This is a genomic window from Pedobacter sp. AW31-3R, assembly GCF_052180285.1.
Classification (GTDB): Bacteria; Bacteroidota; Bacteroidia; order Sphingobacteriales; family Sphingobacteriaceae; genus Pedobacter.
Window position 1 is genome coordinate 3,225,806 of the sequence record NZ_CP197475.1, and the last position, 26,905, is coordinate 3,252,710.

The 26,905-nt window shown below is 45.1% G+C and carries 22 protein-coding genes; 11 read left to right on the top strand and 11 right to left on the bottom strand.

Annotated elements, in window-relative coordinates:
• Window positions 1–18: 18 nt before the first annotated feature.
• The 4 genes from ACSBL2_RS13215 to ACSBL2_RS13230 all read right to left on the bottom strand — a co-directional run bounded on the left by ACSBL2_RS13215 (window position 19) and on the right by ACSBL2_RS13230 (window position 4,104).
• Entirely contained in the window at window positions 19–1,017 is a 999-nt protein-coding gene (locus tag ACSBL2_RS13215; RefSeq protein WP_442592172.1) for an NADP-dependent oxidoreductase, read from the bottom strand.
• A gap of 53 nt (window positions 1,018–1,070) precedes the next feature.
• The gene (locus ACSBL2_RS13220) at window positions 1,071–1,508 is read right to left on the bottom strand and encodes a MarR family winged helix-turn-helix transcriptional regulator (RefSeq protein ID WP_442592173.1); all 438 of its coding nucleotides are present in this window, start codon (window positions 1,506–1,508) and stop codon (window positions 1,071–1,073) included.
• A 167-nt stretch (window positions 1,509–1,675) separates the two neighbouring features.
• Window positions 1,676–2,716: an aldo/keto reductase gene (locus ACSBL2_RS13225; protein WP_442592174.1), complete on the bottom strand. Its 1,041-nt coding sequence runs from the start codon at window positions 2,714–2,716 to the stop codon at window positions 1,676–1,678.
• A gap of 14 nt (window positions 2,717–2,730) precedes the next feature.
• Window positions 2,731–4,104, bottom strand: coding sequence for an amidohydrolase family protein (locus ACSBL2_RS13230; protein ID WP_442592175.1), 1,374 nt, complete (start codon window positions 4,102–4,104; stop codon window positions 2,731–2,733).
• A 230-nt stretch (window positions 4,105–4,334) separates the two neighbouring features.
• On the opposite strand from ACSBL2_RS13230, the gene ACSBL2_RS13235 reads away from it, so the two are divergent.
• Window positions 4,335–5,174: a helix-turn-helix domain-containing protein gene (locus tag ACSBL2_RS13235; RefSeq protein ID WP_442592176.1), complete on the top strand. Its 840-nt coding sequence runs from the start codon at window positions 4,335–4,337 to the stop codon at window positions 5,172–5,174.
• Here ACSBL2_RS13235 and ACSBL2_RS13240 read toward each other — a convergent pair.
• Window positions 5,160–5,612: a DUF6265 family protein gene (locus ACSBL2_RS13240; RefSeq protein ID WP_442592177.1), complete on the bottom strand. Its 453-nt coding sequence runs from the start codon at window positions 5,610–5,612 to the stop codon at window positions 5,160–5,162. The genes ACSBL2_RS13235 and ACSBL2_RS13240 overlap by 15 nt on opposite strands.
• Window positions 5,613–5,860: 248 nt before the next feature.
• On the opposite strand from ACSBL2_RS13240, the gene ACSBL2_RS13245 reads away from it, so the two are divergent.
• The 3 genes from ACSBL2_RS13245 (at window position 5,861) to ACSBL2_RS13255 (ending at window position 10,429) form a co-directional block, all read left to right on the top strand.
• Window positions 5,861–7,339 carry a PQQ-dependent sugar dehydrogenase gene (locus ACSBL2_RS13245; RefSeq protein WP_442592178.1) on the top strand — a complete coding sequence of 493 codons (1,479 nt, stop codon included), beginning with the start codon at window positions 5,861–5,863 and terminating at the stop codon, window positions 7,337–7,339.
• Between the two features lie 45 nt (window positions 7,340–7,384).
• Complete coding sequence (locus tag ACSBL2_RS13250; RefSeq protein ID WP_442592179.1) at window positions 7,385–7,909, top strand: protease; 525 nt, start codon at window positions 7,385–7,387, stop codon at window positions 7,907–7,909.
• A 315-nt stretch (window positions 7,910–8,224) separates the two neighbouring features.
• Window positions 8,225–10,429 carry a glycoside hydrolase family 3 C-terminal domain-containing protein gene (locus tag ACSBL2_RS13255; protein WP_442592180.1) on the top strand — a complete coding sequence of 735 codons (2,205 nt, stop codon included), beginning with the start codon at window positions 8,225–8,227 and terminating at the stop codon, window positions 10,427–10,429.
• Between the two features lie 147 nt (window positions 10,430–10,576).
• On the opposite strand, the gene ACSBL2_RS13260 is transcribed toward ACSBL2_RS13255, so the two are convergent.
• Window positions 10,577–11,113: a pyridoxamine 5'-phosphate oxidase family protein gene (locus ACSBL2_RS13260; protein ID WP_442592181.1), complete on the bottom strand. Its 537-nt coding sequence runs from the start codon at window positions 11,111–11,113 to the stop codon at window positions 10,577–10,579.
• Between the two features lie 316 nt (window positions 11,114–11,429).
• Between ACSBL2_RS13260 and ACSBL2_RS13265 the strand changes: the two genes are divergently transcribed.
• Both ACSBL2_RS13265 and ACSBL2_RS13270 read left to right on the top strand, forming a co-directional pair.
• Entirely contained in the window at window positions 11,430–12,515 is a 1,086-nt protein-coding gene (locus ACSBL2_RS13265; protein WP_442592182.1) for a carbohydrate-binding family 9-like protein, read from the top strand.
• Entirely contained in the window at window positions 12,512–13,600 is a 1,089-nt protein-coding gene (locus tag ACSBL2_RS13270) for a family 10 glycosylhydrolase (protein WP_442592183.1), read from the top strand. The genes ACSBL2_RS13265 and ACSBL2_RS13270 overlap by 4 nt, the downstream gene beginning before the upstream one ends.
• A gap of 111 nt (window positions 13,601–13,711) precedes the next feature.
• On the opposite strand, the gene ACSBL2_RS13275 is transcribed toward ACSBL2_RS13270, so the two are convergent.
• The gene (locus ACSBL2_RS13275; RefSeq protein WP_442592184.1) at window positions 13,712–14,554 is read right to left on the bottom strand and encodes a VOC family protein; all 843 of its coding nucleotides are present in this window, start codon (window positions 14,552–14,554) and stop codon (window positions 13,712–13,714) included.
• A 32-nt stretch (window positions 14,555–14,586) separates the two neighbouring features.
• Window positions 14,587–15,057: a hypothetical protein gene (locus ACSBL2_RS13280; RefSeq protein WP_442592185.1), complete on the bottom strand. Its 471-nt coding sequence runs from the start codon at window positions 15,055–15,057 to the stop codon at window positions 14,587–14,589.
• 127 nt (window positions 15,058–15,184) lie between these two features.
• On the opposite strand from ACSBL2_RS13280, the gene ACSBL2_RS13285 reads away from it, so the two are divergent.
• Window positions 15,185–16,327, top strand: a complete 1,143-nt coding sequence (locus tag ACSBL2_RS13285) for an isoaspartyl peptidase/L-asparaginase family protein (protein ID WP_442592186.1) — start codon at window positions 15,185–15,187, stop codon at window positions 16,325–16,327.
• Here ACSBL2_RS13285 and ACSBL2_RS13290 read toward each other — a convergent pair.
• From ACSBL2_RS13290 to ACSBL2_RS13300, 3 genes are all read right to left on the bottom strand, one after another.
• On the bottom strand, window positions 16,324–18,237 hold the full coding sequence (locus ACSBL2_RS13290; protein WP_442592187.1) for an ATP-dependent DNA helicase: 1,914 nt from the start codon (window positions 18,235–18,237) through the stop codon (window positions 16,324–16,326). The genes ACSBL2_RS13285 and ACSBL2_RS13290 overlap by 4 nt on opposite strands.
• A gap of 16 nt (window positions 18,238–18,253) precedes the next feature.
• A complete protein-coding gene (locus ACSBL2_RS13295) occupies window positions 18,254–18,754 on the bottom strand; it encodes a DinB family protein (protein WP_442592188.1) in 501 nt (166 codons plus the stop codon).
• Between the two features lie 167 nt (window positions 18,755–18,921).
• On the bottom strand, window positions 18,922–20,481 hold the full coding sequence (locus tag ACSBL2_RS13300; RefSeq protein WP_442592189.1) for a carboxylesterase/lipase family protein: 1,560 nt from the start codon (window positions 20,479–20,481) through the stop codon (window positions 18,922–18,924).
• A gap of 231 nt (window positions 20,482–20,712) precedes the next feature.
• Here ACSBL2_RS13300 and ACSBL2_RS13305 point away from each other — a divergent pair, with 231 nt between their 5' ends.
• The 4 genes from ACSBL2_RS13305 (at window position 20,713) to ACSBL2_RS13320 (ending at window position 26,897) form a co-directional block, all read left to right on the top strand.
• Window positions 20,713–21,240 carry a DUF2911 domain-containing protein gene (locus ACSBL2_RS13305; RefSeq protein WP_442592190.1) on the top strand — a complete coding sequence of 176 codons (528 nt, stop codon included), beginning with the start codon at window positions 20,713–20,715 and terminating at the stop codon, window positions 21,238–21,240.
• A 318-nt stretch (window positions 21,241–21,558) separates the two neighbouring features.
• A complete protein-coding gene (locus ACSBL2_RS13310) occupies window positions 21,559–22,116 on the top strand; it encodes an RNA polymerase sigma factor (RefSeq protein ID WP_442592191.1) in 558 nt (185 codons plus the stop codon).
• Window positions 22,117–22,260: 144 nt separating this feature from the next.
• Window positions 22,261–23,460, top strand: coding sequence for a FecR family protein (locus ACSBL2_RS13315; protein ID WP_442592192.1), 1,200 nt, complete (start codon window positions 22,261–22,263; stop codon window positions 23,458–23,460).
• A 200-nt stretch (window positions 23,461–23,660) separates the two neighbouring features.
• Complete coding sequence (locus ACSBL2_RS13320; protein ID WP_442592193.1) at window positions 23,661–26,897, top strand: SusC/RagA family TonB-linked outer membrane protein; 3,237 nt, start codon at window positions 23,661–23,663, stop codon at window positions 26,895–26,897.
• Window positions 26,898–26,905 lie beyond the last annotated feature (8 nt).

The following is a 26,905-nucleotide window of genomic DNA, read 5'->3' on the forward strand; positions in this document are numbered from 1 at the left end:
TTTTGTGATGGCCTGTCCTTATATTTTCACGATCATCTTTCCTTCATTTTTACCTTCAAAAAGATCTAAAAATGCCTGTGGAATCTGGTCAAAACCGTTAACAATGGTTTCCGAACTGATTAATTTTCCTTCCTGGTACCAGGCTGTCAGTTGTTGTATACCTTCAGGGAACTGGTCTGCATAATTCCCGACAATAAAACCTGTCATGGACGCGCTATTGATCACCAATTTACCTTCCACTCTGGGTGCCAGGGCAGGTTCAGTATCATTGTATAGTGAAATCGCACCACAAATGATAATGCGTGATTTGAATTTGATATTGGCCAGTACGGCATCTGACACTTCGCCGCCAACATTATCAAAATAGATATCCACTCCATCCGGACAGGCCTCTTTGATGGCCAGACTCAGGTTTTCCGTAGTCTTGTAATTGATCCCCTGATCGTATTTGAACTTATTTTTCAGGGTCTCTATTTTTTCATCTGTACCGGCAAGCCCCAGCACTTTCAGTCCCATAAGTTTTGCAATTTGCCCTACAACGTTTCCAACGGCTCCTGCAGCACCGGATACCACTATCGTTTCGCCCGGTTTGGGTAAACCTATTTCTTTTAGTCCGAGATAAGCGGTAAGCCCGGTCATGCCCAGCACGCCCAGATAGGTGCTCAGGCTGGCCGCATTTCCGTCGACTTTCATCAGGCCTTTGCCATCTGAAATCTGGTATTCCTTCCAGTCCAGGTATCCAAACAGGAAGTCTCCTTTCTGGAAATCGGTATTCCCGGAGGAGATCACTTCCGTTACCAAACCGGAGGTAATGGGTTTACCCAGTTCAAAAGGAGGGACATAAGATTTCGTATCGCGCATTCTTCCCCTTAAGTAGGGATCTACAGAAACGTATAAGGTTTTTAGCAGCAACTCACCTTCAGCAGGTACGGGCATTTCTTCTTCAATAAATTTGAAATCGGTCAGTGCCGGTTTTCCTACTGGTCTTTTGTCTAATAAGATGGCTTTATTCATCATGATCTGTTTTTTATAGAATTAACATCCATGGATGTTAATTGGTCAAATTTTTTTTACTTTCTGATTTTCTCCAGCAGCTCATTCAACAGGTCTGCTTCCACATCACTCAGTTCAATAATTCTGTTGTCAATAATAATTCTTCCCTGTTTTTTTAATTCAAGTCCCGCAGGCGTTAATTTCACATACACCACGCGCTGGTCTGATGCATTCCGTTCTTTCGCTATCAGCCCTTTTTCCAGCAATTTATTCACCAGTCTGGATACGTTGGGCATCCTGTCAATTAAGCGGTCTTTGATCAGGTTAACGGTTGCCGTGTGCCTGGGTTGCCCATGGAGAATACTGAGCACATTAAATTGCTGCAGGGATAAACCTGTCGGTTTTAAGGCGACAGCTATCCTGTTTAAAATCCAGTTGGAGGTAAAAATGATATTTGTGAACGCACGCTGCTGCGGGTTCATAAAATGATGTTTTAACTCTTCTTCAATTTTCATATCCAAAATTAGCATCCATGGATGATATTATCAACTGACATTGCCCTTTCAATGTCATATTCAGAAGAGTTGGTGAGGATGGAAGGGCAATTATGACATTCAAATTAAAAGCAGCAGCAGGTTCCGGCCTTCATGAACCTGCTGCTGTTGTTGATATTGTTCCTGGTCTAGTAAAAATCAGGCAATGGATTCAGCGTGGTATTCTGGCGTTGGTGCCAGTAGGGATAAATGGTAGGTACCTCGCTTGCGGCATCTAATTTCTTCACCTGTTCCAGGGTTAAATTCCAGCCTACGGCTTCCAGGTTTTGTTTCAGCTGTTCTTCATTCCTTGCGCCAATAATGATACTCGACACGGTTGGGCGTTGCAAGAGCCAGTTCAATGCCACCTGGGCAACTGTCTTTCCGGTTTCTTCCGCAACTTCATATAAGGCATCTACGGTATTATAGAAGATATCTTCTTTAACCACCATTTCGGGAACCGGACTTCCTCCCTGAGCCACACGGCTATCTGTTGGCAGGGGTTGATTGCGGCGGTATTTTCCTCCCAGTCTGCCTGCAGAAAGGGGAGACCATACAATGGCGCCCACCTTCTGGTCCAATGCCAGGGGCATCAGTTCCCATTCATATTCCCTGTTGGCCAGGGAATAATACACCTGGTGTGCGATGTATTTGTTCCAGGAATTTCTTTCCGAAACAGAAAGTGATTTCATCAGGTGCCATCCTGAAAAATTTGAAGCGGCGATATACCTTACTTTACCACTCTGGATCAGATCGTCCAGTGTGCGCAGCGTTTCTTCAACAGGGGTATTCCCGTCAAATCCATGCATATGGTAAACATCTATATAATCTGTTCCCAGTCGTTTCAAGCTTCCTTCCACCTGTTTCAGCAGGTGAAGCCTCGATGAACCCTGGTTGTTTTGCCCTTCGCCAAAGGTAAATGTTGCTTTGGTGGACAGGATCAGCCGGTCGCGTTGTTTGCCCGCAATGGCCTTACCCAAAACTTCTTCTGCCATGCCATCCGAGTAGATGTCAGCCGTATCAAAGAAGTTTACGCCCGATTCAAGGCAGATATCTATCAGGCGTGTGGCTTCATCTGCCTGAGTACTTCCCCAGGCTTTAAAGAAGTCATTGCTTCCACCAAATGTTGCTGTTCCAAAGCTCAATACAGGTACATGTAGTCCTGATGCGCCCAGTTGTCTGTATTCCATAGTCTATTTTTATTTTAATTGTCTCTATTTAATGGGCCTTTACTGATCTCTTTGCCATCTTTATATACTGAAATGATGCTGCGGGTATTCTTGATATCCTTTGCAGGATTGGCATTCAGAATGATAAAGTCGGCCGTTTTTCCTTTTTCCAGTGTCCCGAATTTTTTGTCTATTTTCAGTACGGCAGCTGAATTTTGTGTCGCCACGCGAATCGCTTCAAGGGGAGTCAGTCCTGCCTGAACCATCAATTCCAGTTCAAGGTGTTCGCTAAATCCCTGGGCACGCAAGGGCATTGCTCCTGAATCGGTACCCATAGAGATCAGGATACCGGCATCAAATAATTTTTTGAGGTTTTTCAGTGCAATGTCAAAAGCCCTGATGTTTTTGGCATAGGCAGGAGAGTTTTTCAGCTCATCCTGGTACTTTGGAGAGGTAATCATTTCATACACTCCTGGTTCGAGGGAATTCTTAAAGAAAGGATCATTGATCCATTCCGGTTTGCGGGCATAGATATAGGCAAATTCATCCAGGGAAAGGGTAGGGATGTAGACCACGTTCTTGGCTTTCATCTCTTTCAGCAGGACATCATCGATTACACTGTCGCGGATACTGTGTCCGATCACATCTACACCATAGGCCACCAGTTTCCTGGCATCAGAAAGGTAGTAGGCATGGGAAGCAACCCTCAGCTTGCGCTGGTGTGCTTCCTCAATGATGGCTTTGTAAATTGCCGGATCCATCTTTTTGAATTTACCCCCGAAATCGTCCAGCCACATTTTCACCATTTCCGGTTTTATTTTCAGGAGACTGTCCATTTCAGCAGGTACCTGACTGGCATTATCCGGGCGAAAAACATTGTCCATGCCAAAAGCTATGGGTGGGGCAGCATTTTTTACACCAAAACCATATCCCGCCGAGTACATCCGTGCCCCCGGTAGCAGCCCCTTTCTGGAAGAATCCAATAATCCGCTTTCCGATAACATCGGTCTGTCGGTGCCCATGATCAGGATATTTCCTACGCCATAATCCCCGTATTTTTTGGTCTGCGACAGGATATTTTCACGGGTATAATTCTCCGCTTTTGTCGTGGTGCCCTTCAGGGTCCCAATGTGTACGTGGGTGCTGATCAGTGCAGGCATGATGGTCTTGCCCTCAAGATGGATGACTGTCCTGTTGGTACTGTCCAGTTGATGTCCGATTTCAGCAATACTATCGCCCTGGACCAGGATGTCGGTATGTTCTTCAGGCTGACCACCCTTACCATCGATCAGGGTGACATCCCTGAATAAAATGCCATGGCCGGTGTTATCCTTTTTCTGCTGTGTACAAGCTATCGTCAGACTGATAGCCGTGATCACGGGAATGATGTACCTGATGTTGTTCTTCATTGCTGTATATATTAAAAATGATATTTATTTTGGTATAAATTGATGAACCTAAATTCGTTCAGCCATAAGTAAAAAGACATCCCTCCGGTTAAGCTATGTAATCAACCGTTATCGATTTCGCATTGTTTGCCGCTTCCAACAATTACTGAAACAAATGTCTTTTACAAAACTGTGCAAATGGATTTTGTACTGGCTTGTAGTATTCTTGTGTTTTATTGTAGATTTACACTATGAAAAGAACACAGTTTGAGCCGCTGGTGATCCATGATTACGAAGAAAGTGTATTTCATTTGCCAGCACACAGCCATACCTATTATGAGATGATCTATATCGTAAAGGGTAAGGGCATACACCGGATCAACAGCAATTTGCTGCCCTATCAGGAGGGCGACCTGTTTTTGATTTCCCCGGAAGATGAACATCATTTTGAGATTGGGGAACCCACACATTTTACCTTCATCAAATTCACTGACAGCTATTTCAGCAGGAAGAACCACCTTGCTCCGGATGCTTTTCTGACCACTTCGCCGGAGGAAATGATGCGCAACAAACTGCTCAAGGAAGTGAAGCTGGTGATGAATGAACCCTGCACGTCTATTCTCCGGAATACGATTGCCAACCTGGTCGCCTACAATTGCAGAAAAGATATCGCCACTTCGCCACTGGTATACTATCAGCTGCTGTCCGTTTTCGGGTTGGTCAAGGAAGCAGCTGCCAAGCTAAAGGTCAGGATAGACAACGGGCAGCCCGACAAGGAAGAGTTGATTTCTTATATCCACCAGCATGTATATGAACCTCAGCTGATCCAGATAAAAAATATTGCTGCTTATTTCAATATTGGCCTGAACTACTTCAGCAATTACTTCAGGAATAATTTTGAGATGAGCTACAGGGATTATGTCAATACCTATAAAACGCAGCTGATTGAAAAACGGATTCTCTCGGGGGCAGTGACCATGAAGGAAATTGCCGGGGAATTTGGGTTTACTGACGAAAGCCACCTGTCGAACTTCTTTAAAAGCAGGAAGAATATCTCTCCCGGAGCTTACCGAAAGTTATCTGCGAAATAGAAAATCCATATGCTGTCCATCTCCCGAGATGGTCGCTTTCATTTTGCCCTGCTGTAACCGGTAGGCTATTTTTTTAGGGAAATCATGCTGAGGGTTTTCGCAGACAAAACTGCTGTCGGTGATACTGGTGAACCTGAAATAAACAGGTGCAGCTTCTGCCGCTGCCCTGACCACATAGAAAAGGTCTTTTCCCCTGAGGGCAATAGACAGCTGTTCCAAGAATACCGTGTCTTTCCCTGCCAGTGTAAAGCCTTTTCCTTTTAAGCCCTCTGCATGGAAAGTCCAGCTTTCCATCCCCGTTTGTCCCTGCTTGTTATTGGTACGAACCCAATTGCCGGATAACCATTTTAATTTTTTGATATCGGGTTGAAGGATAGTCTGGCTGTATCCGCACAAGACCATGCAGGTCATCAACATCGCGAATAGGAATTTTTTCATAACAAATCGATTATCTGTGTGAACCCTGTAAAACCTGATCATTCAGCATATTGCCCTAAGCATTTCAGCTACCCAAATATATTCATTCTTCTCTCCAAAGAAAAACATTTTTCCGGGAACAGGTGTTGTCAGTCATGACCCGCGCCAGCCCGCAGCATAGAAGAGATGGCGGAGAGATGGAAGGAAACAGAAAATTAATGACCAAATGATATCATCTGACTTAATGTTATAATCCGGCCTACACACTTATGATGAAAAAATATATCCCTGTATACCTTTCTGTTATTCTGCTGTTTACACTTTCCCTTTCCAGCCGTAATGCAGTTGCGATTGATGACGATAATTTTGATATCCGTATTGTGGCCGATAAACTCAGTGATCCCTGGGAGGTCACCTATGGTCCTGATGGTTTTCTGTGGATCACGGAGGCAAAAGGATACCGTATCCTTCGCATCAATCCCAGGAACAATAAACGGCAGGTACTTGCCGATCTGAGTGGTCTGCGTGAATTTCCGCGTTACGATAAAATCCCTGACCAGCAGGATGGAGGAAAACCATGGCCACAGGGCGGACTGATGGGGCTCGCCCTTCATCCGGATTTATTGAAGGACAAGCCTTATGTATATGCCGCATATGTGTATCGCTTTCATGGCGCATCATTGCCCGGGGATGGAAAAGAGGGCGATGGGTATCATTTTTCCACCCGAATTGTCAGGTTTACCTACCAGCCTGAAGAAGGGAAATTAAGGGATGCAATGGTCCTTTGTGATACCATTCCCGGCAGTAACGACCATAATGGGGGAAGATTGGTGATTGCCCCGGTCAATGGTAAGCCTTACTTGTTTTACAGTGTTGGGGATATGGGCGCAGGGCAGTACATGAACGGGGGAAGAACCAATAAAGCCCAGCAGGCTTCAAGTTATGAAGGAAAGATACTGAGGTTCAATCTGGAGCCTGATGCGGATCGAAATGAAGGTGACCGGCATATTCCTGATGACAATCCTTTTAATGGGGAGGGGCAGAGTGCAGTCTGGAGTACAGGACATCGGAATCCGCAGGGACTGGCCTATGGCACTATTCAGGGGAAGGCCATCCTGTACGCGACAGAACATGGTGCCTATTCTGACGATGAAATCAACAGGATAGATGCAGGAGGCAATTATGGTCATCCCCTGGTGATGGGCTACGACGATGGAAACTATGACGGACTAGCGGCTTCGGTATCGGATAAACAGGAATACCCAGGCATCTGGCATAGCAGTTATCCTTTGATAAAAAATGAGAAACAACATGCGGCGGCAATTGGGAAAAGCTACAGGAATCCTATCAAAAGCTTTTATCCCACCAGCAATTCCATACTGTCTGCCCTGTACGAAAATATCAGGAATAAAAAAGAAGTCCATTGGCAATCCTTTGCACCATCCGGCTTAACCTTTTACCAGTCGGATGCCATACCGGGATGGAATAATTCCTTGCTGATCCCCACCCTCAAAGGACAGCGGTTATTGCGGTTAAAACTTGACAAGGATGGGAATATTGCTGATGATACCCTTCATGAATATGTAAAGGGGAATGTCCGCTACCGTGATGTCGCCGTATCAGCCGATGGGCTGCGTATTTATCTGGCGGTTGACAGTTCAGCGGTAAGCTCCGGCCCTTCGAAAGAAAAACCCAGGGATATATCTTACCGTGGATGTATCCTGGAGCTGAAATATAAGCAACGTTAACATTTTGACCATCCCAAATAAATAAAAAAAGAATACTTTTACCCTATGAAAAACTTAAAATTAATACTGCCTGTTGCGCTATTGGCTTTTTCTTCCTGTAGCCAGAATACACGCCATACGGAGAACGATAGTACCAAAACAGATACAGCCATTGTTGAAAGCCCTGAAATCCAGGAGACGAAAGGTCTGTATGCTACCCTGTATGTGAAAGACACCATCAAAATGGGTGATCCTGTAGAACTAAAATTCACAGTGTACAATAACGCAGATACGGCAATGAAATTTTGCAAATGGCATACTCCTTTTGAACCATTGCTAAGCAAGTACCTCGATGTGAAAGACGAAAATGGGCTGGAAGCAGATTACAAAGGCGCTATGGCCAAAAGAATAATGCCACCTCCGGCGAGCAGTTACACCACGGTCAATGCCAAAGACAGTATTTCGGTAAACATGGATGTCCTGAAAGGGTATAACATCAATAAGCCAGGGAAGTATACCCTTATCTACAACAGTCAGGCTGTAAGTGGCCTTGCCGTAAAGGATAGTGTTTCTTTTGTATATATCAAATAATAATACTGCTCAGACCGCAGCAGGAATACCTGCGCCATATTTGCTGAAAATACAATGCTAAAGGTGGTTCATTTATGGGCCACCTTTTTTTTGCCTTCCATTTAACAGGAGCGTGGCATGGCCTGCACCGGAATCCTGAGTTTACATTCAGGGACCCAACTGTTAACAAAACAGTACCCCGCCGAATCCATTCCCGCTGTAATTTTACGAAAGATATCCATAGGGGTTGACATTCATGGGAATATCAGCATGTTCATCCTCAAAGGTGCTATCTGACTATTAAAAAAATGTAACCAAATATTCAAACCCTTATCAATGAAACCAAATATTCTTCTCTGTTCTCTGCTGATGCTTGCAGGTGCAGTAAAGCTGCAGGCGCAATCCTTATTCAACAAGACCACAGAAAACAAAATCACCACGCTGATCCGACAGATGACGCTCGATGAAAAGCTTAGCCTCTTACATGCCAACTCTTCCTTTACTTCAGCCGGAATAAAACGGCTGGGGATTCCCGAAATCGTTACCTCCGACGGACCGCATGGGGTAAGGCCAGAACATGGGCGGGATTGGGTACTGGATGAAGGAGTGGAAGATGCCGGAACGTACCTTCCGACAGGAAATACCCTTGCTGCCTCCTGGAATCCTCAGCTGGGATATCGCTATGGTGCGGTGCTGGGTAGTGAAGCCAGTTACCGTGGCAAAGACATTATCCTTGGTCCCGGAATCAACATCATCAGAAGTCCGCTCAATGGAAGGAACTTCGAGTACCTGAGTGAAGACCCTTTCCTGATTTCAAAAATGGTGGTAGGTTATATCAAAGGGGTACAGGACCAGGGGGTCTCTGCCTGTGTCAAACACTATGCAGCAAATAATGAGGAAGCTGACCGTGGTACGGTAAACGTGATGATGTCTGAACGTGCACTCCGGGAATTATATCTTCCGGGCTTTAAAGCTGCGGTACAGGAGGCCCGGGTAAATGCCGTTATGGGTTCTTATAACAAGTTCAGGGGGCAGTATGCTACACACCACAAATACCTGATCAACGATATCCTGAAAGGGGAATGGGGCTTCAGGGGACTAGTGATGAGCGACTGGGGATCTGTGCATGATACCAAAGAAGCTTTACTGTACGGAACAGACCTGGAAATGGGTACAGATCTGATGTTGATGTACAATACGGTATCACAGACGGCTGCCAGTGGAGGGCCTGCAAAGACAGATTATTACAGCCAGTTTTTTATGGCTGATCCCGCGAAGAAAATGATCCTGGATAAAGAAATAGGGGTGGCTGTGATTGATGAAAAGGTAAGACGGATCCTGAGGGTGATGTTTGCGACGCACATGATCGATGGAAAAAGGAAAAAAGGGAGTTACCATACGGAAAGCCATCAGCAGACCGCCTTGCAGGTGGCAGAAGAAGGTATTGTCCTGTTAAAAAATCAGTCGGGCCTGTTGCCCCTTTCTGTTTCCGGTATCAGGTCACTGGCCGTCATCGGCGAAAATGCTACCCGGGAGAATGCAATGGGGGGCGGAAGCTCACAGGTAAAGGCTAAATATGAGATCACCCCACTCCAGGGACTGAAAAATTATGCCGGTAAAGAAACTGAAATACGATATGCCAGGGGATACAAAATCGCAAAAGACCAGCAGGCCGACCAGACCATGATCGCAGAAGCTGTGGCAGCGGCAGCTAAGGCCGATGCGGCCATTATTTTTTGTGGCTGGACCCATGGATATGACTATAGTAAATGGGACAACAATGCTTATGATGCCGAAGGGGTGGATAAACCAGATATGGATATGCCATTTGGACAAAATGAGCTGATCAGGGCCGTGCTGAAAGCGAATCCCAAAACGGTAATTGTTTTGATGGGAGGGGGACCCCTGGATATGTCTGCCTGGATTGATGAAGCACCTGCAGTCATTGAGGGGTGGTATCCCGGTATGGAGGGCGGAAATGCACTGGCGAAGATTATTTACGGACAGGTGAATCCCTCAGGCAAACTGCCCCTTACCTTCCCGAAAAAACTGGAGGACAGCCCTGCCCATAAATTTGGGGAATTCCCTGGACTGAACGGAGTCGTCCATTATAAAGAAGATATTTTCGTTGGCTACCGTTATTTTGATACCTATAAGGTAAAACCCCAGTTCGCCTTCGGACATGGGTTATCTTATACCACTTTTGCCTATTCAGGCATGTCGGTTCAACCGGCTGCCAAAGGCGTGATACTGAAAGCCAATGTGAAAAATAGCGGAACAAGGGATGGTGCTGAAGTCGTACAGGTCTATGTCAAACAAAACCAGTCGAAAATCAGGAAAGCCGAAAAAGAACTCAAAGGCTTCAAAAAGGTATTTCTTAAAGCTGGTGAAGAACAGCAAATAGAGGTCTTGCTGGATTCGGATGCATTCAAATATTATGATGAAGGGAAAAAGGGCTGGTTAACTGCTCCCGGCAGTTTTACCATTATGGCAGGCAGTTCTTCTGATGACATCAGGGGGGAACGGACCATTTCATTGTAAAGAACCTACTGGCTATCAGCTCCCGCTGAGCGCGTAAAACCTGCAGGCAATCCTATTCTGGTGATTGCCTGCAGGTTTTTGTTCTTTTTTATCTTATTCCTACCTGTTGCTGAACTTCCATCCGTCTTTTGCTGAAATAGGGGATGTTCAGACTTTCAGGTCTCCTTCAATAGAATCGTCAAGGGTTTTGCCAAGAACGGCACCAATGACCATTTTCACGCCGGCTACCATATTTCCATGTTTATTATCCCAGTAATACCCATCTGCCGGAGAAACTTTAATTAACGCGATACGGGGGTCATCCTCACCCTCAGTAAACCATGTTTTCATCACAGGCTCCCAGAGTTCTTTGATTTTTTCCTTATCCGCCGATAAAGCAGCCGTACCAGTAAGATATAAAAAGTCTGAATGCGAGGATCCCTGGAAATACAGTTTCACTTCGGGATCTGCACTGATTTCTTTATAGGTATAGCTATCATTGGAGACAAGGAACCACAAGGCCCCGGCTTCATCTACCTGCTGTACACTCATGGGACGTGTACCTTTAGAGGGAGATGCTCCTGCGTTTGTTGACAGGAAGCAGGTTTTAGCAATATCTGTCAGTTCCCTGATTTTTTCTATTGCACTTTCATTGCTCAGGTCCTGTCTGTTTTCTTCTTCCTGATGTTGATTGATACTGTTCATAGGTAAATGTTTTTATAATAGATGTACTAATTACAATCGGCCCAGCTGTTTTGTTTAGGATTTAAGTAGGTTTCCCGCTCCTCATGACCAAGTGTTTTGTCGCCGCTTTAAACACCAGCGGATTACCAAATTATCAAGCTTAAACAGTTTTTTGTGCCATTTAATCAAAAAAATGCTGTTTTTATGGTGATAATAGCTATTTTACGGACTCAAAAATCAGTCGTTGCTGATTTTATGAATGATTAAAGGTTAGGTTTAATTATATATTCAGCTCATTTATCAATTGAAAGTTTTAAAACACCTCAAAAGGCCCGCGATGATAGCAGGATGGTGTCCTTTTCTATTTTTATCATCTCCTTTGAATGCCCAAAATCCATTTAAAGGTTTGGAACACCTGTTTGTTCAGCCCTTACAGTATACGGCGGGTTATACGGCAAAACCACCGTTTATCGATGGAGACATTGAAACCGGGGAATGGGCAAAGGTCCCCTGGAGTACTTTGTTTACCGACATTGAAGGGGAGAAGCGAGTTGCACCAAAGTTTCAAACCCGTTTTAAAATGCAATGGGATAAGGATTTTTTATATATCGCTGCGGACATGCAGGAACCACATGTTTGGGCCTATCTGGACCAGCATGATCAGGTGGTATTCAATGACAATGATTTTGAGGTCTTCATCGATCCGGATAACAATACCCACCAATATTTTGAGATAGAGGTAAATGCGCTGAACAATGTGTTTGATCTGTTTTTAAGCAAACCCTACCGTAACCATTCCGCTCCGCTCATTAGCTGGGATGCACCCGGTATGCGCTCGGCCGTTAAAGTCTATGGTACCTTAAACGATCCTTCGGATACAGACCGGGGATGGACGGTGGAGATGGCCATTCCTTATGCAGCGGTGAGCGTAGGCAACCATCCCAATATCCCTAAGGAAGGGGATTTCTGGCGGATTAATTTTTCCAGGGTGGAATGGGAAACTGATCTGAGCAATGGCCGCTATGTCCGCAGGAAAGATAGCCTGGGTAAACAGTTGCCGGAACACAACTGGGTATGGTCGCCCCAGGGGGTGATTGATATGCACCGTCCCGAAAGATGGGGATACCTCCGGTTTGCTGCGGCAGATGAAGCAGAAAGTAGCTTTGAACTGCCCTTTGCAGAACAGCAGAAAAAATACCTTTGGCTTGTGTACTATAAACAGAAGGCCTATTTTGAACAGCACCGGTGTTACGCTTCCTCATTGAGGAAACTGGGCATTCCCAAAAAGATCAGGATACAGAAAATCTTACATACACTGGAAATGGACGCGGGTAAACACCAGTTTGATGTCCGGCTAACAGCAGATCAACAACAGACAGTATATATCAACCAGGACGGCTTAGTCCAAACTTTAAACCAATGAACAACAGAAGGAACTTTGTAAAATCGGGACTCATCAGCGGTCTTGCTGTAGCCCTGCTGCCTGTTTCAGGCATGGCCTCGGTACTGGAAAGTGCGGAAGAAAAACAGAAATTTAAACATTGGGTATGGATCAATCCCAAACATGAGGATAAAGAGAAAGACCTGGTTCTGCTTTACAGGAAATATTATGATGCCGGTGTCCGCGGGATTTTTTTTGAAGAAGACAGTGAGAAACATTTCCGCGCAGCAAAAAGTCAGGGACTGGAAGCGCACCGCTGGATGTGGACGATGAACAGGAGAGTGGAGGAGATCATGAAAAACCATCCGGAATGGTATGCGGTCAACCGTAAGGGAGAAAGTTGTGTCAACCATCCGCCTTATGTAGACTATTACCGCTGGTTATGTCCCTCAAGACCGGAAGTACAGCAATACCTCGAAAATGAAGTGAATGAAATCCTGAAAAAGGATTATGTAGATGGCATACACCTGGATTATGTGCGGTATTGTGATGTCATTCTACCGGTAAACCTTTGGGAGAATTACAAGATTGAGCAAACCAAAGAATTGCCCGAATATGATTATTGTTACTGCAAGGTTTGTCAGGAGAAATTCAAAGCTTTCCGGGGACAGGATTTGAAATCCATCACTTTCCCGGAGGCCAGCCTTTCCTGGAGACAGTTCCGTTACAATGCCATTACGAACATCGTCAACAAACTGGCGGAAGTTGCTGCAACACATAAAAAAGACATCACTGCAGCTGTTTTTCCCACGCCTGAAGTTGCGCGGAGGAATGTGCGTCAGGATTGGACGAAATGGAACCTGAGCGGGGTATGTCCGATGATCTACCATGGTTTTTATAAAGAACCGGTGGAATGGATCGGGGATGCCGTAGCCGAGGGTGTTGGATTTTTAGACGGTAAATTTCCTTTATATGCAGGTTTATATATTCCTGATTTTAAGTCTGGTAAAGAAATAGAGCAGGGGATGAAATATGCCTTACAGCATGGGGCAAAAGGGATCTCCCTGTTTGGAGATGTCAACGACCAGATTCTGGCTGCATTGAAGTCGGTTTCTGCGAATGCTTAACCTCCTGTAGCTTTGGAATCACCCGGCAGCAGCGGTCATGACGGCCATCTGTCGCCGGGTGATTTTTTTAATGAAGGGGTGATCGTCTCTATGCCGTACACCCGAAATCTGTTAAGCCTGTTCCAGATCTGAAATTATCAGTTTTTTCATCTGCATCATTACCGGTATAACCCGTGTTGCACGTTCCGGATCACTCATTAGTTTTCCTAGTATCCGCGGGACAATCTGCCAGCTGAGCCCATATTTATCCTGGAGCCAGCCACAGGCAATTTCTCTGCCGCCAGCTGTACTCAGCTCGTCCCAGTAAGCATCAATTTCTGCTTGTGTATCACATTCTACCACCAAAGAAAAGGCATCGTTGAAATTAAAGCCAAATTCAGCCGAACTGTCCATCGCCATCAGTACGTAGTCCTTGATCTTAAATTGAGCATGTTTGATGTAGTCCGGGCGGTCTCCTTCGCCTTCCCCATACTTTAATATCCCCTCTATACCAGATTGGGGAAATACCTTCATATAAAAGTCGATGGCTTCAGTGGCTTTACCGGCATTCTCCTCAATAAACATCAGTGTCGGATTGTACTTTTGGCTGAAATCATTGTCTGTAACCGTATAGAGCTGCCAGGAAACACCGTATTTATCGGCTATCCAGCCATATTTGCTGCTCCATTCATAACTATCCAGCGGCATCATCACCTTACCACCTTCCAGTAATTTCATCCAGTACTGCGTGGTCTGTTCATGGCTTTCGCACATCACCATAAATGAAACCGCTGGATTAGGCAATGACTCAGGTCCTTCATTTAGCAGCATTAATTTCTGTCCGCTAAGCTCGATCTGTACCACAAAAGGGGAGCTGGCAATAATTTTTCCTTCTCCAAAAATGTCCATATAAAAATCAGCCGCTTCTGCGGCTTTACCTTTAAGGGTAAGGCATGGATAAATTGAATTGTTCATAAACTTTTAGTTTTTGATCTGTTGGTTTTTGTTTATTCTGATTTGATGTTCAGGTATTTCTCTGTAATTGTCCGGTTTATTCCGGCTTCCTCTACTTTCTCTACCCCGGTCTGGATCAGGGTATCTTGATGGATCTTCAGCTTGAAATGAAAGGTCTTGCCTTCCCAGTTGGGATCCCCATAATAGTCAAGGTGTTCCGTATAGTCTTCTCCCCTGAGGGTATACCTTCCTCCGCCTGCATCAAAGTTATTCTTGCCCTCCTTATTTACTTTTACATCATGACGGAGAAAACTGAAATGTGTGGCATTGATAATTTTAATCATGCGCTGGTCTTTCGTGAAATCCGTCAGGGTGGTTTTGCCGTTTTCAACGGTGCTGGAAGACAATAATTTCCAGGTGCCCTGAATTGGAATGCCCGGTTTTTCGGTGGAAGGAGGCACAGGCTTGCAGGAGCACAACCATATTGCCGGGAGTAGGAATACGTAAGGTGTTTTAAAGTTCATGTCAGCTGAGATTTGATATCATGGTTCATATTTGGGTTTTGGTGCAATTGTTTCCGGGAGAATACAGCAAAAAAATTGGGGAAGCAGATGAAATCAGAAAAAGGCAATTTGAAGTTAATTGAATTCTATGGAAAAACAGCATATTCAGCTCTTTAATTATTTGCAGGTACAGTCTTTAGAAATATATCATAGCTTAGTGGGATTAAACCGCAACACAAACCTTATCTATATGTTCAGCCACCTGAAAATTACCACAGCCCTTCTTTTATGTTTCAGCACTGTTGCTTCTTTTGCACAGCATCCGGACACTAAATATGTCATGGTCATCCATGGGGGTGCGGGAACGCTGATGAAGAAAAATATGAGTCCGGAGAAGGAAAAAGCCTACCGAGATGCCTTGATTTTAGCTTTACAAACGGGATATAAGGAAATAAAAGCCGGTAAATCCAGTCTGGATGCGGTAGAAGCAACCATCCACACCCTGGAAGACAATCCCTTGTTCAATGCAGGTAAGGGAGCGGTATTCACCCATGATGGGAAAAATGAAATGGATGCCGCGATCATGGATGGCAGCACCCTGATGGCCGGCGCTGTTGCGGGGGTAACCACTATCAAAAATCCGATTTCTGCCGCACGCGCAGTCATGGAGAAATCTGAGCATGTCATGATGGTGGGGTCGGGAGCTGAAGCATTCGCCAGACAAGCCGGTTTAACCCTGGTCAGCCCGAAATACTTTTACACGAAAGAAAGATGGGAAGGACTGCAGCGTGCTTTAAAGGAAGACACCACTAAAGCGGTCCTGGACCATGGGAGCAAGAAAACCATGAAAATGGGGACCGTCAACTATGATCATAAATTTGGCACAGTGGGTGCGGTTGCGCTGGACCGGGCGGGAAACCTGGCTGCCGGAACCTCGACTGGAGGGATGACCAATAAAAAATATGGCAGGGTGGGTGATTCCCCGATTATCGGGGCAGGAACCTATGCCAACAATGCTACCGCTGGAATCTCCTGTACCGGATGGGGAGAATTTTATATCAGAAACGTGGTGGCATATGATATTTCTGCCATGATGGAATACAAAAATATGGATGTAAATGCCGCTGCCAGGGCCGCATTGGAGAAAGTTGGTGCCATGGGCGGTGACGGTGGACTGATTGCACTGGATGCGAAAGGACATGCCGCCATGCCCTTCAATACAGAAGGGATGTACCGGGGTACAGTGACCGAAGATGGTAAAATTGAAGTGCTGATTTTTAAGGAAGATTAAAACAACTGCAGGTTCACGGATTGCTGGCTTCCAGTTTGGGAATCCGGCTTCAGCCTGATTTGTGCCTTGTTTTTAATTATCCAGGTGGTATAGTCGGCCGGCTGAATAGGATCCTTCAGTAAGGATGCCGCAAACTGCAGGAGCGAAAGCCTGTTTTCAATTACCTGCCTGTATTTCTGGAACAAATGCTGTATCTGCTGTTGTACTTTATTTTTGGGTTTGATCCTGATGTTCTTGTTCACTGTATTCAGTACTGACATAGTGATTTCCTTCGTGAAATAGGCCGCAGCAGATTCGATCCGGGTTTGTATCACCTGCTGGTCACTGAAGCCATTTGTTTTATGGATGTTTCTTACCTGGGTCTGAAAGCGTTCAGCCAGGGCCATCAGGTCAGTAATCGCTTTATTGAGCTGAACCATAAGGGTCTTAAATTCAGGGTTATTCGCTTTAATAACTTCAGGGTAGGAAATGATCTGGTCGAGCCCGGTCAGCAAGCGGTGGAAAGAAAAATGACCCAGCACTTGCTGCAGCATGTAACGTTCCTGTTCCTTTATCAGGAGTTGTCCCAGTTCTTCTTCTTTTACCGGGCGCATATAGTTGATCACTTCTGTGTTCGACCTTAAGCTTTCTGTACTGATCTTCGACCTTAAAACAAGACCATTCAGTGTCCTGACGCGGCTGAGGGCTACGTACACCTGTCCCGCGATAAAAGACTTCCCTGCATCAATAATTGCATGGTCAAAGGTCAAACCCTGACTTTTATGGATGGTAACTGCCCAGGCAAGCTTGATGGGGTATTGAGAAAATTCACCCACCTGCTGTTGTACAATAGCTTCTTCCGGATCTGTTTTATACTCAAACGACTGCCAGGACATTTTTTCCAGCAGCAGGTCTTCCTCCTCTGGAAAAGAAATGTAAATTTCGTTGTCTTTCACCGACTTCACTTTACCAATCTTGCCATTGTAGAATTTACGGTCATCACCGCTGTCATTCTTGATGAACATCACCTGTGCACCTTCCTTTAACTTCAGGCTTTGTTCGGCCTGAATGCCGGTATCCCTGAATTCCCCGCTGATTTCTCCGTCAAATGTAAATGCTGTGCCCGGCAGCTCATCCAGTTTGGCCTGGTTGATGGCATTGGCTTCCGCATTGTGCGAAGTGATCACAATTGGATTTAGTCCCTCAGCAGGAATATATTCCGGTTCGTACCGCTTGTTCAGCACGCTCAGGTCATGTGTACTGATCTGGTTATTGCGTATGGAATTCAGGATATTGATAAATTCAGGTTCTGTCTGACGGAAAACCCTGGTCAGCTCAATCTGCAATAAGGGATTATTGCGGATCACATGCCCATCAAAGAAATAAGGTGAAAGATAGGCTCTGCTTAAAAAAGCCCAGTCCTCTCTTTTGGTTACCGGTGGGAGCTGGTATAAATCGCCTATCAGCAGCAATTGTACACCACCGAAAGGCAGGGTGTTTTTCCTGACCGAACGAAGGACCGCATCAATCACATCCATTAAATCACAACGTACCATGGAAACCTCATCAATAATGAGCAGCTCCAGTTCCTGCATGAGGTTGATTTTTTCCCGGTTATAACTCAGTTCCGATACCATCGACTGTATCGACATGATTCCCGACTGCAGGTTTTCCAGGCTGATATCTCCCGGAAAAAAGGAGCCCGTAGGCAACTGGAAAAAGGAATTGATGGTGGTGCCTTTTGCATTCATGGCGGCCACACCGGTAGGGGCGACCACCACTAATTTTTTTGAACATTCCTCCTTGATCCGTTTAAGCAGCGTTGTTTTACCTGTGCCAGCTTTTCCGGTAAGAAAAATATTCTGATTGGTATAGTCTATAAAAGATAAGATTTTGTCGAAAATTGAATCCGCAGTGCCCCCGTTACCCATGCTGCGAATTTAAGGATTATTCCATTGCCGGCAAGCCCATTTCTATCCATTCTTCTCTTGAAGGGCCATAAAGACCCGGAACAGGCAGGCCAAGTAACCTCATGATCACTGTCATTTGTCCCCTGTGGTGGGTCTGATGGGTTAAGATCACATGTAAAATTTTACCTTTCATCCATTCCTCTCCATACATAGGCACCAGATCAGCCAAGGCTGAATCCATCCATTTTAACTGCAGGGCATTACACAGGAGGTCAGAATTGGAGGTGTAAACTTCACAGATTTCAGCCATGGTAGCGGGAATAGCAGAATTTTCCGTTAAATCTTCCGGTAAGATCCCGGCAGCTTTGCCCATTTCCGTAATGGTTTGCGTCAGGTGCCAGGCCAACCGGTCTAACGTACGGACATATTCATGAATTTGTTTGTCTTTGACGTCATCTGTAATTACTTTAAAAATCTTTAAGGTAAGTTCTTCTTCAACTTTCCAGTCTTTCAGGAAATCATCAATGCTGCGGTACATGTCTTTCAGGTTTTTTCTGAGTTAAAAATGATAAAGATATTGTTCATTACCAAGTTTTATTTTGGAAGATTGTTACCGTCAATTGCTATCCTGTTTGAAATCAAACCTATAGCTGATGTACTGTAAATATCCGGTATAAATGTACTCAGGTCATATCATCCAATTATTTATTGGCCTGTAATGGAATACAGCAGGTCCAGCTGTAGCTGGTCGGGTACAGCCCTGGCGGAAGAACTGGTGTCAAACCACATCAATTTCTTTTGTGCAGGGTCATATGCCGGCCAGTCAGGCAGGTTTTTTCCATTGGGATGGCCATATTTTACAAAATTTATCCAGTAAGCAGACATCAGTCCGGCAAGTTGCTGATCTTCTTTTTTCCAGGGACGGTTTACAAATTTGAGGTTGTCAAAAACATAGGGAACTTCGCCGGTATGGAAAGCCCCGTATTTTGCATATTCGCCTTCTCCGGGAACTTTTCTGGCGAAGCGGTATAGGTATACCTGGCCGCTGTTTTGTCCTTTTATCCTGGCATCAGCCGCTATATTCGCCCAGGTATAATTCGGAAGGCCAAACATCAGGTCTCTGGCAAGGTCAAGCTGGGACTTTGTGGCTTCCTGCTCGGAAGATGCCGGATAATACGTTAACAACTGCTCAGCCATCGCGCCATATTGGGCTTCCAGCTGTTTTTTATATTCAGCAGCATTTTTTAGGGATCCCATCAACAAGCCTTCTTCCTCGTTCCAGCCCGTTAACAGGCTAACAGGATTTTGTCGATGGGAAGCGAAGATATTTTTCAGTTGATCAGGCAGCACATATCCGTCAATGATGGGGCCGCGTAAGTCCTGTGCTTTTTGCAGGAGCTCTTCGGCAGGCAGATTCCGCAGCTCCTGAAGAGAGCTGATGCCCATGGACTGTACGATTTTAGCGCCTTCTTTTTCTGCCTGCTGCAAGGTCAGCATTCCCCTTGAAAATCCGGCACCACTTTCTGCAATGGCCTTGCCGAATAAGCCGGAAGCCAGCGGAGAAGCCACAAGGTAACTGACACTCATGGAGCCGGCCGACTGCCCGGCAATGGTCACCTGTTCAGGGTCACCACCAAATGCCGCTATGTTATTTTTAACCCATTTCAGTGCGGCAATCTGGTCCATCAGGCCATAATTACCGGAACTTTTATAGGGCGACTCTTTACTCAATTCCGGATGCACGAAAAATCCGAATGGACCAACACGGTAATTGATGCTGACCACAACCACGCCTTTCCCGGCCATGGCTTCTCCGTCGTAAATGGGTACTCCACTGCCGCCACTTACAAATCCGCCGCCATAAATCCATACCAGTACCGGTCTTTTTTCAGTGGCTTTTTTTGCCGCTGTCCATACATTCAGGTAAAGGCAATCTTCGCTGATGGGTGTTTTGGGAATCAGGAACTCTGCACTCCACATACTAAAGGGCAGGGGTTCCGATTGTACCGGACTGGGTCCGAACTGTTCACAATGGCGAATTCCATTCCAGGGCTTCACTGGCTGTGGAGCTTTCCAGCGGAGTGCTGCAACCGGTGGTGCAGCAAATGGGATTCCCTTGAAGATGGCAATCCCCTGGTGGGCCGTCCCTGATATTTTGCCGCCTTCAACAAGGGGCTGGCTGACCTGGGCATGGACAGGACTGGAAATGACCAGCACTGCCATGAGGAGGAATAGGAAACAGGAGTTGTATATATTTTTCATCATTGAATATTTTCTTTTTAAAGGTGATGAAGCGATCATGTGCCTATTCATCGCTGTTTGTAAGCGGTAGGCTGATGAGGGTTTCATGAGGTAGATTTTTTTTTCTGTCAAAAATAGAAAATTGCAGACTTGTAAAAGAAGTGATACAAACTATTTGAGGGACATATTTATGAATTGTTCTTTTGTGGCGTATGATAAAATGCATAGCTTTAATTTAATTATAAAAAACGAAATATGAACAGTAAAAAATTAAAGGCGGGCATGCTGACCATGGTATTGCTGCTAACTTCTACAGTAATGTGGGCACAGGCACCTAAGGCAAGTCCTGCAGCAACAGCAAAAGGGACCATCAATGGTGCAAATATCAGCATCAGCTACAGTAGTCCGGCAGTAAAAGGGCGTAAAATTTATGGGGAACTTGTCCCGTTTGATAAAGTGTGGAGAGCCGGAGCCAATGAAGCAACCGTATTTACGACCGACAAAAAAGTCATGATAGGCAAAACTCCACTGGAAGCAGGATCTTACAGCATTTATGTAATTCCTGGAGAGAAAACATGGAAAGTGATTTTCAATTCACAGACCGGACAGTGGGGAAGTACCCATGGTGGCGAATCCACCCGTGTTCCGGAGAAAGATGTGGTCAGTATTCTTGTAAAACCGTCTAAAACTGCGGCATTGGAAGAACGCCTGAAATACGAAGTTACCCCTAAAGGATTTATTCTGGCCTGGGAAAACCAGTCGGTACTTGTTCCAGTAAAATAAATACCGGTACAAAGACATACCCATTGAAGGCCCCGTATTTTCCCCCTGGGAGGGAAGAATACGGGGCTTTTTCATTCCCAAAACTCCCAATAACCCACCAATAAACGTACTTCTGACGTTAAATCCTTACGAATTATTTTTTTTATAAAAAATCTGTTGCTACATTAGACCAGCCATTTATAAAATCTTTAACGGATACTGTCCTGATTCATACACTCCTGTTGATGAATACTGATCAGTCATAAATTAACCATGCCTTTCCAGGCTATACAATTTAAGCGTTGTTTTTATTGCGGCTTTATCATTTAACTAAATTGTATGAGCAGTCAATTGGATGAACGGCAATTACTGATGAATATGGGGAATGACGATCGTGAAGCTTTCAATGAGCTTTACAGGAGACATATGTCCAATGTATACAATTATGTCCACCTGATGTGTAAATCCAAAGAGGTCACTGAGGAGGTGGTTCAGGATCTTTTTGTGAAAGTATGGCTGAACAGGTACCATCTTTATAAAGTGCAGTTTTTTAAATCTTATATTTTCAGGTGTGCCCAGAATTTACTGCTCGACCAGATCCGCAAACAGCAACTGGAGTCCAGGACCATTGAAAAGGTAAAACTTCCAGAAGCGGAGGACTCAGAAAAATCCGACAGCACCCTCATTTGCAAAGAGTTCAGGAAGCATACAAAAGATGCGATCGATAAATTACCGGAAAAAAGAAAACGTATTGTGGAATTGCGTACGCATGATGAGCTTTCTCTCGACGAGATTGCCGAGCAGCTGAGTATCTCTAAATCAGTAGTTAAAAAACAGCTTTACAGCGGACTTCACTTTGTTCGGGAATATCTCCATAAAGTCGATAATATCGGCTGATGCCAGTCGCAACCGAAGCTTAGGAGGGAACCGGATAAAAAATAAAAAACATTTTATAGCTGATTATCAGTATATTGTGGAAATTTTAAAAAATATGATTACTCCGGTGGGGCTTTTTTCTTTTGCCATACGTCCCTCTGGTATATGGATGAGAAAGCACTAAATATTCTTCTTTCAAAATTTACGGCCAATGTTCTGACGGAAAAGGAACATCAGGAGTTTATTGATTGGCTGCATCAGCTGCCGGAAGACAGGGCGGAAGAAGTACTGGAAAAATATGCTTCCCATTTTGAACAGCTTCCCGAGAATAATTCCATTCCACACCCGGAACTTATGGACCGTATACAGGCAGAGATCGATCAGCATGAAGGTGTTTACCTCTTGTCAGACCATACCCCAACCGCAGAGCAGGAGCAAGTTTATCCCCTGTGGAGATATGCTGGTGTTGCCGTAGCCCTATTGTTCATGTGCAGCATCGCTTTTTATTTCCTGCAACCTGCGGCCAATTCTTCCTCCCTGGTAAAAGATAACCATCCCATCGTGCAGATTATTCCGGGGAGTGACAAGGCCACCTTAACCACAGGAAATGGGGAGAAAATGATACTGAGCAGATCCAGCAATGCAGCATTGGCCGGGAATCCTCAACTGGGCATTGATCAGGTGAGTGACGGGGAGCTCATCTATGGTCAGGCAAACCCACAGTCTTCATCTTCCCCTGCAATGAACGTACTCAGTACGCCAAGGGGAGGCAAATATAAAGTTACCCTGCCAGACGGTACAAAGGTCTGGTTAAATGCCGGAACGGTATTAAAGTATCCTTCCGCATTTACCGGGAAGAAACGTCTCGTGGAGCTCATTGGTGAAGCTTACTTTGAAGTCGCAAAAAATAAATCAATGCCTTTTGTGGTCAATGTGAACCACACACAGGTAACTGTTCTTGGTACCCATTTCAATGTGATGGCCTATGCGGATGAACCTGCGGTACAAACCACCTTGCTGGAGGGCTCCGTGCATATATCTGATGGTCAATCAGGTAAATTAATTGTACCCGGTGAGCAGGCGATAGTGATGCAGGGAATAAAAGTAATTGTGGTAGATACCGCACAAGTCATTGGATGGAAAAACGGGAATTTCACTTTCTATCATGAAGATATCCGCACCGTGATGAATAAAATTGCGAGGTGGTATGATGTCGATATCGAATACCGCGGCAATATCACTAAAGAACAGTTCGTTGGGGTGATACCAAGATCCAAAGACCTGTCGGCTGTATTGCATACACTGGAATTAACCGGACTTATACACTTTAAAATCAATGAAAGGAGAATCGTCGTTATGGAATAAACCTACCTTCCACAAAAATGGTGAATCCATAAAAGCATAAGCCAGAGTGCTGCGAACACCCTGACTTACTATTTGGATTTTACCGATATCATTAAGCAATAACAACAACCAATTATAAACCCAAACTGTACAAAGATATGAACTTTTATGCTCTTACAGGGTATAGGCTGCAGGCCTGTATTCTAAAATACCTGCTGGTTATGAAACTTACCTTTGTTTTACTGATCACCGTACTTCTCCAGGTCTCCCTGGCGAGTAATGGTCAAAACATAACCCTTTCCGTAAGGAATGCTCCTGTTGAAAAAATTTTTAAAGCCATAGAGCGCCAGACCGGCTACCAGTTCCTCTATACCAGTCAGATGCTGGCCGATACGAAGGCCGTCAACCTCCGCCTGAACAATGCCACGCTTCAGGATGCGCTTGAAATGTGCTTTAAAGGACAGCCTTTAACCTATAAGGTGGACAACAGCGTAGTGGTGATCCAGCGAAAGAAAACAATCCCTGAACCGGATGCTGAGGTCGCCATCCAGCAGTTGATGATCAATGGAACGGTAACCGACGAACAAAATTCCCCGATGCCCGGCGTGAGTGTGCTGGTGAAGGGAACAAAAAATGGAACACAGACCGATGGAAACGGAAAGTACTCCCTTAAAGTAACCGACGCAAATGTTGTCCTCGTCTTTTCATCTGTAGGATTTGTAACAGCAGAAATCCCTGCAGCGGGGAAAAACCTGATCAATGTGCAGCTGAAAAATAATCCGCAATCCCTCGATGATGTCGTGGTGATCGGTTATGGGCAGCAAAGGAAAGGAGATGTGACCAGTTCCGTTGCCACCATCAAGGCAGAGAATTTCGTCAAAGCGCCTGTGCTGGATGCAGGACAGCTGATCCAGGGAAAAGTTGCCGGACTCTCCATTTCTGCACCCAGTGGTGATCCAACCTCGGGCAGCCAGATTTTGTTGAGGGGAAGCACTACACTGATCGGAGCGAATTCAGATCCGCTGATCCTGGTAGACGGGGTACCAAGTTCCTTAAAAACCGTAGCCCCGGAAGATATCGAATCCATCGATGTACTGAAAGACGGTTCTGCGGCTGCCATCTATGGTGTGCGTGGAACCAACGGGGTAATTATCATTACCACCAAAAGGGCCAGCGGCAAATTTATCAATACGGTGGAATACAGCGGTTCTGTGAGTACCCAATCTGCCGTCAGGACACCGGAAATGCTGACTGCGGCGGATTACAGGCAACAGATTGCAGATGGGATAAGGGATAAATCGTATGACCTTGGGGCGTCGGTGGACTGGCTGGATGAAATTACAAATGCCACACCCATTACCAGTGTCCATAATTTAACCTTCAGGGGAGGCAACAGCAAAACCAATTACCTGGCCACAGTGAATTACAGGTCCCTGAACGGGATATTCAAAAAATCTGATAACCAGACCCTCACCGCCCGTACCGACATTAACCATTACATGCTGGATGATAAGCTGAAAGTCAATGTCGGCATTCTGGTGCAACAAAATAAGTTTACACAGACCGCAGACGGAGGTAGTTTTAATGGCTATGTCTATCGCCAGGCACTGATCAGGAATCCAACCTCTCCATTAAGAGACGATAACGGTCATTATTTTGAGGAACCCAATAATTTTGAATATGATAATCCCGTTGGAAGGCTGTTTGAAAGTGACGGAAGGAACCAGAATACCACACAGCGTTTAACCACACAGCTGACCTACACCCCAGTTACGGGCCTGAAGTTAAATGCCCTGGGTTCTTACACCCGTTATAACCTGAACAGTGGGTATTCGGAATCCAAATACCATATCTCAAACATCAGGGACAAAAGAAACGGTTATGCCAGTATCGGCAGTAACCAGAGTATTGACAGGCTGATGGAATTTACAGCCCAATATGATAAGGCCCTTGGCGATCATAGGCTCTCGCTCCTTGGCGGATACAGTTACCAGGAGAATGAGACACTTGCTTTTTATGAACGCAACTATGATTTCCCTACAGATATTTTCAGTTATTACAATATCGGACTTGGACGTGCTGCAGGCCGTGGATTGGGTACGCTCTACAGCAATTATTCCAATACCAACCTGGTGAGTTTATTCAGCAGGCTGACCTACAACTACAAAGACAGGTATCTGTTGCTGGCCAGTTTAAGAAGGGAAGGTGCCAGTCAGCTTTATGGCGCGAAATCTCCTTTCGGTAATTTCCCTGCCGTACAGGTAGGATGGAGAATTACCCAGGAGAAATTTATGGAAGACCAGCAGATTTTTGATGACCTTAAATTGCGTGCCGGTTATGGTATCACAGGGAATCAGCCGATCAATGGCTTCGGGGCTGTTGCCTTATTGGGATATGGAAATTTTGTTCTGTCCAACGGGCAATGGATCCAGATTTTGGAGCCCTCCCAAAATCCAAATCCGGACCTGAGATGGGAAGAAAAACATGAAACTGATATCGGTTTGGACTTTAGCCTGTTAAAAGGAAGGGTGACCGGTTCGGTAGACTTATACGATAGAAAAATCAAAGGCCTGTTGTACAATTTCCAGGTTCCCAGTCCCCCGAATTTATACCGTACCACGCAGGCGAATGTGGGCGTAATGCAAAACAAAGGGATTGAAGTCTTATTAAACATCACCCCCGTACGTACCAAAGATTTTGAATGGACCACCAGCTTCAACTTTTCTACGAATGCCAACAAACTCGTGAGCCTGTCCAACGATCTGTACCAGACCACAACAGATTACTTCACCACAGGCTCTACCGGTCCCCCGGTAACCACATTCACTAATATTGTCCGCATTGGCGAGAAAATCGGTGATTTTTATGGCTTTAAAGTCAAAGGCGTATCAGCAGATGGAAAATGGATTTATGAAGGGATCAATGGCGAAGATGTGGCCTATGATGACTTTAACCATTCTTTCGAAGAAAAGAAGGTTTTGGGCAATGGCGTACCGAAATACTATGCAGGATGGAACAATAACTTCCGCTATAAAAACTGGGACCTTGCCATCACCATGCGCGGTGCTTTTGGTTACCAGATCCTGAATTTTCAGCGCATGTATTATGAAAATACAGGGGTACAGAACTACAACCGTTTAAAATCCGCCTACGACCCGGTATTTGGCACTGCGGTATTAAATAAAAACATGGCCACAGAATTAAACAGCTATTACGTAGAAGACGGCGATTTCTGGAAAGTGGACAACATTACCCTGGGTTATACTTTCAACAACCTGAAATCGAAGTTCATCCATAACCCAAGGGTATATGCCTCAACGCTGAACACCTTTATGATTACCGGTTATAAAGGTGTTGATCCGGAAGTGGACAGGGGAGGCCTGGCTCCGGGAAATGACAGCCGTGACAAATACCCAACGGCAAGGACATTCACCATTGGTTTTTCTACAAACTTTTAAACGAATCT